The 9,281-nt window shown below is 45.5% G+C and carries 8 protein-coding genes and 1 other annotated feature; of the genes, 7 read left to right on the top strand and 1 reads right to left on the bottom strand.

Translation table 11 applies throughout. The annotated features are described in order from the left end of the window. The first annotated feature begins 365 nt into the window (after positions 1-365). Positions 366-475, top strand: a sequence feature (Trp leader region). Positions 476-595: 120 nt separating this feature from the next. The 6 genes from AB4238_RS10830 (at position 596) to trpA (ending at position 7,423) form a co-directional block, all read left to right on the top strand. Then, entirely contained in the window at positions 596-2,167 is a 1,572-nt protein-coding gene (locus AB4238_RS10830; RefSeq protein WP_372033458.1) for an anthranilate synthase component 1, read from the top strand. Next, positions 2,164-2,778, top strand: a complete 615-nt coding sequence (locus AB4238_RS10825; protein ID WP_220736154.1) for an aminodeoxychorismate/anthranilate synthase component II — start codon at positions 2,164-2,166, stop codon at positions 2,776-2,778. Before AB4238_RS10830 ends, AB4238_RS10825 begins: the two co-directional genes overlap by 4 nt. Further along, positions 2,775-3,827, top strand: coding sequence for an anthranilate phosphoribosyltransferase (gene trpD / locus AB4238_RS10820; protein ID WP_372033457.1), 1,053 nt, complete (start codon positions 2,775-2,777; stop codon positions 3,825-3,827). Before AB4238_RS10825 ends, trpD begins: the two co-directional genes overlap by 4 nt. 52 nt (positions 3,828-3,879) lie before the next feature. Further along, positions 3,880-5,298: a bifunctional indole-3-glycerol-phosphate synthase TrpC/phosphoribosylanthranilate isomerase TrpF gene (gene trpCF, locus AB4238_RS10815; protein ID WP_372033459.1), complete on the top strand. Its 1,419-nt coding sequence runs from the start codon at positions 3,880-3,882 to the stop codon at positions 5,296-5,298. Positions 5,299-5,403: 105 nt separating this feature from the next. Further along, entirely contained in the window at positions 5,404-6,621 is a 1,218-nt protein-coding gene (gene trpB, locus AB4238_RS10810; protein ID WP_372033456.1) for a tryptophan synthase subunit beta, read from the top strand. After that, complete coding sequence (trpA, locus tag AB4238_RS10805; RefSeq protein WP_372033455.1) at positions 6,614-7,423, top strand: tryptophan synthase subunit alpha; 810 nt, start codon at positions 6,614-6,616, stop codon at positions 7,421-7,423. The genes trpB and trpA overlap by 8 nt, the downstream gene beginning before the upstream one ends. Positions 7,424-7,528: 105 nt before the next feature. On the opposite strand, the gene AB4238_RS10800 is transcribed toward trpA, so the two are convergent. Next, positions 7,529-8,488, bottom strand: coding sequence for an integron integrase (locus AB4238_RS10800; protein ID WP_372033454.1), 960 nt, complete (start codon positions 8,486-8,488; stop codon positions 7,529-7,531). Between the two features lie 350 nt (positions 8,489-8,838). Between AB4238_RS10800 and AB4238_RS10795 the strand changes: the two genes are divergently transcribed. Further along, entirely contained in the window at positions 8,839-9,171 is a 333-nt protein-coding gene (locus AB4238_RS10795; protein WP_372033453.1) for a hypothetical protein, read from the top strand. Positions 9,172-9,281: the final 110 nt, after the last annotated feature.

Below are 9,281 nucleotides of genomic sequence, written 5' to 3'. Positions count from 1 at the left end.
ACGCTCTGAGTAGATCAACGTCTTATACTGATTGGTATAATGCCAACAAAACAGTGTTAGATATAACCTACAGCCGCGATACTCTCCTTTTTTGCAGCACTACAACACCAACAGCGGTTTTACTGTTTTTAGCTAATGGTTTGTCGATAGCGACACATTTTGCTGCGTTTTGTGAAAAAAGCATGATGAGTTCACATAAATTTTACGCTAACGACCCGCGATATCGGCCATATGTGCTTTTTTCATTATCTTTTCTCAAAAAGAGTAATATTCAATTGACAGCCTTTGTCTGCAAATGTTTTTATATAGCCACGACAACAAACTAGATTGAATTTTAAATGACACAGTTTACAACTTTCCAAAACATTAATTGGTGGTGGCACTTCCCAAATTAGCGGGTGGTGTGAAATTCTGTGCTCAATCAGTTTGAGACAAGATTCAACAAAAAAGCCCGCACAATTGCGGGCTTTTTTGTATCTAAACAACAGCGGTAACGTTTTATACAAAACCCACAAGCAGCAGGCTCTTGATTTTTAAGTATTAAAAAGAGATATAACAATGAATAACCCATTATTCCCTACGGCAGGAGCTTAGCATGGCAGTAAAAGATATCGCGAAAGTCATGACTAATAAGCAGTCACTCGCTTACCATGACGATCCGTTGCGCTTGTATCAGCATGTGACCAATGACGCGCCACATACTATGTTGCTGGAGTCTGCAGAGATAGAAAGCAAAGACCATCTAAAAAGCATTATTTTGACCCACGCAGCGATGATGATCCGCTGTGATGGTTATCAGTTAACTTTTACTGCTTTTACCGATAACGGCCAAACGCTACTTGCACCTATCCAAGCCTTTTTCGCCGAGCACTTTAGCGCAGTAGCATTTGAGCAAGCCTCAACGACTACATTAACGGTTAAGCTTTGCAAAGACAGTACACAGCTAGATGAAGATGCACGCTTAAAAGCCACCTCGCCGCTCGATGGTCTGCGTATGCTGGTGCAGCACATTCGTTGCAACGATACCCCGGCTTTTGAAGACCTGTTTTTAGGTGGGGTATTATCTTACGATCTTATCGATACTGTAGAGCCACTGCCTTCAGTACCTGAAGGTGACAATAGCTGCCCAGATTACCTGTTCTATCTCGCCGAAACGCTAATATTAGTTGATCATCAGCAACAAAGTGCCGACATCATTACCCATCAGTTTGCAGCGGCCAATACTGCAATAGCAAACACGCTTGCTGCGCGCATGGATGAGTTACAACAAAGCTGCACCACCCTCACCGCTATTCCAGAGCTCAAAACTGTTGATGCCGATACTCAAGTTAATATCTCCGATAGCGAGTTTAAACAAACGGTTAATGATTTAAAGCAGCACATTGTTGCAGGCGATATCTTCCAAGTGGTGCCATCACGTACCTTCAGCTTGCCCTGCCCCAATACACTCGGTGCATATCGTGCGCTTAGGTTGACCAATCCAAGCCCTTACATGTTTTACTTTAGAGGTGAAGGATTTACCCTTTTTGGCGCTTCACCTGAAAGCGCACTTAAATATGAAGCGAGCACCAATCAAGTTGAGATCTACCCTATTGCTGGCACGCGTAAGCGCGGTAAGACAGCAAACGGTGACATAGACTTTGATTTGGATAGTCGCAACGAGCTCGAGCTTCGTTTAGATAAAAAGGAGCTGTCCGAGCACATCATGTTAGTTGATTTAGCTCGAAATGATGTAGCCCGTATCAGCCAAAGTGGTACTCGCAAAGTCCCTGAACTGTTAAAGGTCGATAGATACTCCCACGTCATGCATCTTGTTAGCCGTGTTACCGGTCAGCTTAGAACCGACTTAGATGCACTGCATGCTTATCAAGCTTGCATGAACATGGGCACATTAACCGGTGCGCCTAAAGTGAGTGCAGCGCAACTTATTCGAGGCGCCGAAAAAACTCGCCGCGGCAGCTACGGCGGCGCAGTTGGCTACCTCAACGGTTTAGGCGATATGGATACCTGTATTGTGATCCGCTCAGCCTTTGTCAGCAACGGCACCGCCTTTATCCAAGCCGGTGCAGGTGTGGTGTTTGACTCCGATCCGCAAGCCGAGGCCGATGAAACCAGACAAAAAGCCCAAGCCGTCATTTCAGCCATTAAGATGGGAGGTGGATTATGAAAATCTATCTATTAGATAACTTTGACTCGTTCACCTATAACCTAGTCGATCAGTTTCGCAGCCTAGGCTATCAAGTTATCATCTACCGCAACGATGTTGATGCAGACTTTATAGCAGATAAGCTACTTAGTGAAACAGTGCCTGCGGCATTAGTGTTATCACCAGGTCCTGGCGCGCCCCATGAAGCGGGATCGCTAATGGACTTAATCAGCAAAGTGGCAGGTAAAGTTCCCATGCTGGGGATCTGTTTAGGCCATCAAGCATTAGTTGAACATTATGGTGGTAAAGTGGAGCGTGCCCAACAAGTTGTGCATGGCAAAGCCAGCCCGACAGTGCATAACGGACAAGATATTTTCGCGGATCTGCCCTCGCCTTTGCCAGTTGCGCGCTATCACAGCTTAGTGGCAACCCACGTTCCAGCGTGTTTAGAGGTGATAGCGACGACTGAAGATATGCCAATGGCGATCATACACCGCCAAGATAAAGCGGTCGGCTTTCAGTTTCACCCAGAATCAATTCTCACCACCCTAGGCAGCCAGTTATTAGTGCAGTCATTGCAATACTTGGCACAATCACTCGCGCAGCAAGACGTAAAAGGACAAACATCATGAGCCAACTAATCGACAATGCCCAACTGCTAGAGTCACTTTACCGTGGTGAGAGTTTAAGTCGTCAAGATGCTAAAACGCTTTTTAGTACTATCATTCAAGGCGAAATGAATGAAGTCACCATGGCTGGAATGTTGGTTGCGATGAAAATGCGCGGTGAGACTATCGATGAAATATCAGGTGCTGCAGATGCACTTAGAGCCGCAGCAAAACCGTTTCCAGCTCCAAGTGAAACAACGGTTGCCCAAGGGATAGTTGATATTGTAGGCACCGGCGGCGACGGCCATAACACCATTAACATATCAACCACTGCCGCCTTTGTAGCCGCCGCGGCAGGCGCTAAAGTGGCTAAACATGGTAACCGCAGTGTGTCGAGTAAGTCAGGCTCATCGGATCTACTCGCACAGTTTGGTATCGATTTAACCATGGCGCCAGAAACCGCCCGTGATTGTCTTGATGACTTAGGCTTATGCTTTTTATTTGCACCGCACTACCATGGCGGCGTGGCTCACGCAGTACCAGTGCGCCAAGCACTTAAAACGCGCACTCTATTTAATGTGCTTGGGCCGTTGATTAACCCATCTCACCCAGACTTTATGCTATTGGGCGTATACAGCCCAGAGCTTGTTGCACCTATCGCACAAGTCGTTAAAGCACTCGGCATAAAACGCGCGATGGTGGTTCATGGCAGCGGTCTTGATGAAGTTGCTCTGCATGGTGATACCTTAGTACACGAGCTAAAAGATGGCGAAATTAGTGAGTACCGCATCACCCCTGCAGATTTAGGCGTAGCAGAAGCGAAGTTGACTGACCTTGAAGGCGGCGCGCCAGAGGAGAATGCCGAATTTACTCGCGCTATACTGCAAGGTAAAGGCCGCCCGGCGCACATGAATGCCGTTGCCATTAACGCAGGTTGCGCCTTGTATGTTGCCGGTATCGTCGATTCAGTAAAAGCCGGCACAACATTAGCGCTGGCGACCATTGAAAGTGGTAAAGCCTACCAATTGCTAACCGCGCTCGCCGATGCTAGCCAAGCAGCAAAAGGAGTTTAGCGTGAGCCAACTAACGAACATAAACAACGATAGCGATGTAAGAGACACTCCCATGGCCAGTGACACCCAAGCGAAAGAGAGCAATGTGCTCACTAAAATTGTTGATACTAAAGCTGCTCATATGGCAGCCCTAAAGCTGCGCTTTCCAGAAGAAAGTTTATCACCGAAGCAGTCAGACAGAAGTTTGTATGATGCACTAAAAGCACCCAATGCGGGCTTTATCTTAGAGTGTAAAAAAGCCAGTCCATCAAAAGGGTTAATCAGAGACGTATTTGATGTCGATGCCATCGCCGATGTATACAACCAATACGCTGCAGGGATCTCAGTGCTCACCGATGAGCAGTTTTTCCAAGGTGATATGGACTATATTCCAAGAGTACGTGCCCGAGTTAAGCAACCTATTTTGTGTAAAGACTTCTTTGTCGACACATACCAAATCAAACTCGCTGCGCACCAAGGTGCCGACGCCATTTTGCTCATGCTTTCAGTACTTGACGATAACCAGTACCAAACACTCGCAGCAGAAGCGGCAAAATATCAGTTAGATATTTTAACCGAAGTCAGCAACGACGCTGAATTGACCCGTGCCATTGCGCTAAATGCTGCCATCATCGGCATTAATAACCGTAACCTGCGCGACTTGTCGACCGATCTCGCCACCACCGAAGCGCTAGCGCCGCATATTCCTGCAGACCGCGTGGTGATCAGCGAATCGGGGATCTACAACCAAGCACAAGTGCGTCGGTTAGCACCATTAGTTGATGGCTTTTTAGTGGGCAGTTCATTAATGGCTGAAGATGACTTAGATTTAGCCTGCAGAACATTAACCTTAGGCCACAATAAAGTGTGCGGATTAACGCGTATCGAAGACTTAATCGAAGTGGCACAGAAAGGCGCGGTGTACGGCGGACTTATTTTTGCACAAAAGTCGCCACGAGCAGTGACTAAGGCACAAGCACTTGAATTGGTTACAGCATTTAATGCCACGACTTATAAACTCAATTTAGTGGGTGTTTTTGTTAACGAAAATAGTGATGAAATTGCCGCTATTGCAAAGCAATTAGGTCTATATGCGGTGCAACTGCACGGCACAGAAACCTCGCTTGAAATTGACGCACTAAAACAGGCACTGGTAAAACAAAACAGCCAATGCCAAGTTTGGAAAGCAGTGGCTATTGATAGTAACAATAACAATGTCGAGCTAAACGTACCCAGTAACGCCGACCGGATCTTGTTCGACAGTAAAAGCGATGGTCAATTTGGCGGTACAGGCCAAGCCTTTGATTGGCAACAGTCACTCCCTAATCGCTGCGACGCGCTGCTCGCTGGCGGCTTAAGTGCAGATAATGCAGAACAAGCAGCTAGCCAAGGGTTCTACGGGCTCGACTTTAACAGCGGCCTCGAGCAAAGCCCTGGTATTAAAGATCATCAACTGATCAGCCAAACTTTTGCCAAGTTACGTCAATACTAGATTTCGCACTATTTGCAGTGCGAGTGACTGTACCAATAAATCGAATCCCACGCGATGATAACGTTATTAGCATCGCGTTAGAAATGAAAGATAAAGGACCATATTATGAGTAAGTTAAACCCCTACTTTGGGGAATACGGCGGCATGTACGTACCACAAATTTTAATGCCTGCACTAAAACAGCTAGAAACAGCCTTTATCGAAGCGCAAGAAGATGAAGCGTTTCAAAAAGAGTTTACCGATCTGCTTAAAAACTACGCCGGTCGTCCAACAGCGCTCACGCTTACCCGTAATCTGAGCCCTAATCCACTGGCTAAGATCTACCTAAAACGTGAAGACTTGCTCCACGGTGGCGCCCATAAAACTAACCAAGTTTTGGGGCAAGCCTTGCTCGCAAAACGCATGGGTAAGAAAGAGATCATCGCCGAAACAGGCGCAGGCCAACATGGTGTTGCCACCGCGCTTGCTTGTGCACTACTCGACTTAAAATGCAAAGTTTATATGGGCGCAAAAGATGTTGAGCGCCAGTCACCTAACGTATTTAGAATGAAGCTAATGGGCGCAGAAGTTATTCCTGTTACTTCAGGTTCTGCCACCCTAAAAGATGCCTGTAACGAAGCAATGCGTGACTGGTCTGCCAGTTACGACAAAGCACACTACCTGTTAGGCACAGCAGCGGGGCCACACCCGTTCCCAACTATTGTGCGTGAATTTCAACGCATGATTGGCGCAGAAACTAAAAATCAGATCCTCGAACGTGAAGGTCGACTGCCCGATGCCGTTATCGCCTGTGTTGGCGGAGGCTCAAATGCTATCGGTATGTTCGCCGACTTCATCGATGACGAGGAAGTGGCATTAATTGGGGTTGAACCTGCAGGTAAAGGTATTGATACCCCGATGCATGGCGCGCCGTTAAAGCATGGTAAAACCGGCATATTCTTTGGTATGAAAGCGCCATTGATGCAAGACAGCGAAGGCCAGATTGAAGAGTCTTACTCTGTATCTGCAGGTCTAGACTTCCCATCTGTTGGACCGCAGCATGCGCACCTTGCCGCAACTGGCCGTGCAACTTACGAGTCAGCAACTGATGACGAAGCGTTAGAGACATTCCAATTGTTAGCTCGCTGCGAAGGGATTATCCCCGCGTTAGAATCAGCGCACGCACTTGCCTATGCCGTCAAGCTTGCCAAAGCGGCCACCAAAGAGACCTTATTAGTGGTCAACTTATCAGGTCGTGGCGACAAAGATATTTTCACCGTGGCTGATATTTTAGAAAAGCAACAAGCAGACAGCTCAACAACTGAGGAGAGTGGCAATGAGTAATCGTTACCAGGCAGCTTTTGCCGCACTAGATAAGAAAAACCAAGGTGCATTTGTCCCTTTTGTCACTTTAGGCGATCCCTCTCCTGAGTTGTCTTTAAAGATAATTGACACGCTCGTCAAAAATGGCGCTGATGCGCTAGAGCTTGGCTTCCCATTTTCCGATCCCCTCGCTGATGGCCCGGTGATCCAAGGTGCCAACCTGCGCTCACTTGCCGCAGGGACAACGCCGTCACAATGCTTTGAAATGCTAAGCGCTGTGCGCGCTAAATACCCAGATTTACCAATAGGTTTGCTGCTATACGCCAACCTGGTTTACGCCAATGGAGTTGACGTCTTTTATGCCAAAGCACAAGCCGCGGGCGTTGATTCCGTGCTTATCGCCGATGTGCCAGTAGAAGAAGCAGCGCCTTTTATCAAATCAGCAAAAGCCCATGGCGTCGCCCCGATATTTATCGCACCACCCAATGCTGACAGCGAAACACTACAACTTGTGAGCGACAAAGGTGAAGGCTATACCTATCTGTTATCGCGCGCAGGTGTGACTGGTACAGAATCAAAAGCCGGCATGCCAATTACTGATATTTTAAACCGCCTAAAAGAGTTTAACGGCGCACCGCCGCTACTGGGCTTTGGTATTGCAGAGCCTGCACAAGTGAAAGCCGCCATTGATGCAGGAGCAGCTGGCGCGATTTCAGGCTCAGCGGTCGTTAAAATCATTGATGCCAACAAAGACAATGAAGCGCAGCTACTAAACGCACTAGCAGAGTTCACCCGCAATATGAAGGCCGCGACGGCAAGGTAAAGGCAAACGCCTAGCTCCTCACAACACCAAAAGCACGGCAGAACGATAACTGCCGTGCTTTTTAATGTTTAATTTTCAAGATTTTTCAAGCGTAAGCACCATAAACTAGAGGTCATCCATTGGGCTCTGTGTTCCAGCATAGTGTTGCCCTAACACATGAGTGTATATTTGAGTTGTATTGAGATCGTTATGCCCGAGTAACTCTTGAACGGTACGAATATCAGTGCCAGTTCGAAGTAAATGAGTGGCGAACGAGTGCCTAAAGGTATGGCAATTTATTTTTTTCATTATATTACTTGCTCTAACCGATTTTTGAAGCGCTTTTCTTATAGAGCTATCATGGCGGTGATGTCTACAAGGAGCTCTCGTCACAGGGTGTTCACAGATATGGGTTGATGGAAACAAAAACATCCATGCAGCTTGACGAAATGCATTCGGGTATTTTTTCCCTAAAGAGTAAGGTAGTGATGGACCGAAACCACTTTTGTTATCCAGTTTCTGTAGTTCAATGGATTGTTCGATATGATGAGTAAGCTTACTACAGCAAGATTGGCTCAATAGTGTTTGTCTGTCTTTGTTGCCTTTTCCATCTCGAATGGTCAAAGAGAGATTATCTATATTGATATCTTGTAGTCTTAACCTCAAACATTCATTAACACGCATACCACTACCGTAGAGCATCTCTATCACCAATTTTGCTGTTCCATCCATATTCTTCAATATCAGAGAAACCTCTTTGGGTGATAACACGATGGGGAGCCTCCGTTGCTTTGTAGCCAAACTAAAACCTAAATCACCTAGCTCAACCTTAAGACTCTTTTGGTATAGAAAAGCCAATGAATTTAGCGCAACCTTCTGAGTATTAACCGCTACATTCTGACTATTGGCTAACCAACTTAAAAAGTTTTTAACATCGACAGCGTTGAGGGTTGCAGGGTGAGCTTTGTGATGAAAAAGTATGTAACGTTTAATCCAATAAAGATAGGCTTTTTCGGTTCGCAAGCTATAACCTCGCAAGCGTATATCTTGTCTGATTGATTCCAAAAAAGGACTTGAGGACTGCATTGCTATACCTTTTTGACAACACTGTTATTATATACAGTATTATTGAGTTTTCTAAAAAATCAAGACAACCCAGAATGTCGAATTCACGGTTTACTATTGCAGGCAGTAATAAAAATGCGCAAATTCAGTTACATAAAAGCGTGCATTCTTGAAACATTGAGATAACCGGAAAGCAAAGTGTGCAACTCATTTTTGTCAAAAAGAGTATTGGATACAATTCCTCACTTTCATTAGTAATTAGTTGCTTTAAAAGAGTTTTTAAGGTTATATTCAGTGCACGTTTTCCCAGAATGGTTTGGCAAAACGCGCAAGCCGTATATTAAAATGTTAGGCTTCTAGAGGAATCAAGGATGTTCGGTTTTCTATCAAAACTCTTTTCAAGTAATCATGCCGCTGATGAAAACGAAGATAATCAACTTTGGCTCATGGTTAAAGAAGATGAATTCTTTCGTGATGACGCACATTTAAAGATGGTTGATGATCTTACTGAACTCATTGAAGGTTCAGGTCTAGGTGAACTCGATGGTCATAGTAGTGGTGCTTATCAATTTGAAATAAATTTCTATGATGTTTCTAATTTCGAAAAAGTTAAAGCAATTGTAGTTAAATACATGGCTAGTAATTTTGATAACTTGGTATTTTCAGTATCTAAAGAATATGAAACTTTCTACGAAAAAGCCTAACGTATAAGGATAGGCCGCGCGCAGCCGCGTCCTTATCCCAAGTGTTGAACAAGCCCGAGTGATACCTTTATATAGTTAATATCGACGTAAGAGTTTACGCTTTTTAGGTG

Source organism: Shewanella sp. 10N.286.45.A1, assembly GCF_041470405.1.
Taxonomy (GTDB): Bacteria; Pseudomonadota; Gammaproteobacteria; order Enterobacterales; family Shewanellaceae; genus Shewanella.
Note: the sequence above shows the minus strand (reverse complement) of the source record. Positions and strands in the feature narration are given on the sequence as shown.

Coding starts and splice junctions, on each gene's coding strand:
- AB4238_RS10830 (WP_372033458.1), top strand. CDS start 596: ATGGCAGTAAAAGATATCGCGAAAGTCATGACTAATAAGCAGTCACTC.
- AB4238_RS10825 (WP_220736154.1), top strand. CDS start 2,164: ATGAAAATCTATCTATTAGATAACTTTGACTCGTTCACCTATAACCTA.
- trpD (WP_372033457.1), top strand. CDS start 2,775: ATGAGCCAACTAATCGACAATGCCCAACTGCTAGAGTCACTTTACCGT.
- trpCF (WP_372033459.1), top strand. CDS start 3,880: ATGGCCAGTGACACCCAAGCGAAAGAGAGCAATGTGCTCACTAAAATT.
- trpB (WP_372033456.1), top strand. CDS start 5,404: ATGAGTAAGTTAAACCCCTACTTTGGGGAATACGGCGGCATGTACGTA.
- trpA (WP_372033455.1), top strand. CDS start 6,614: ATGAGTAATCGTTACCAGGCAGCTTTTGCCGCACTAGATAAGAAAAAC.
- AB4238_RS10800 (WP_372033454.1), bottom strand. CDS start 8,488: ATGCAGTCCTCAAGTCCTTTTTTGGAATCAATCAGACAAGATATACGC.
- AB4238_RS10795 (WP_372033453.1), top strand. CDS start 8,839: ATGTTCGGTTTTCTATCAAAACTCTTTTCAAGTAATCATGCCGCTGAT.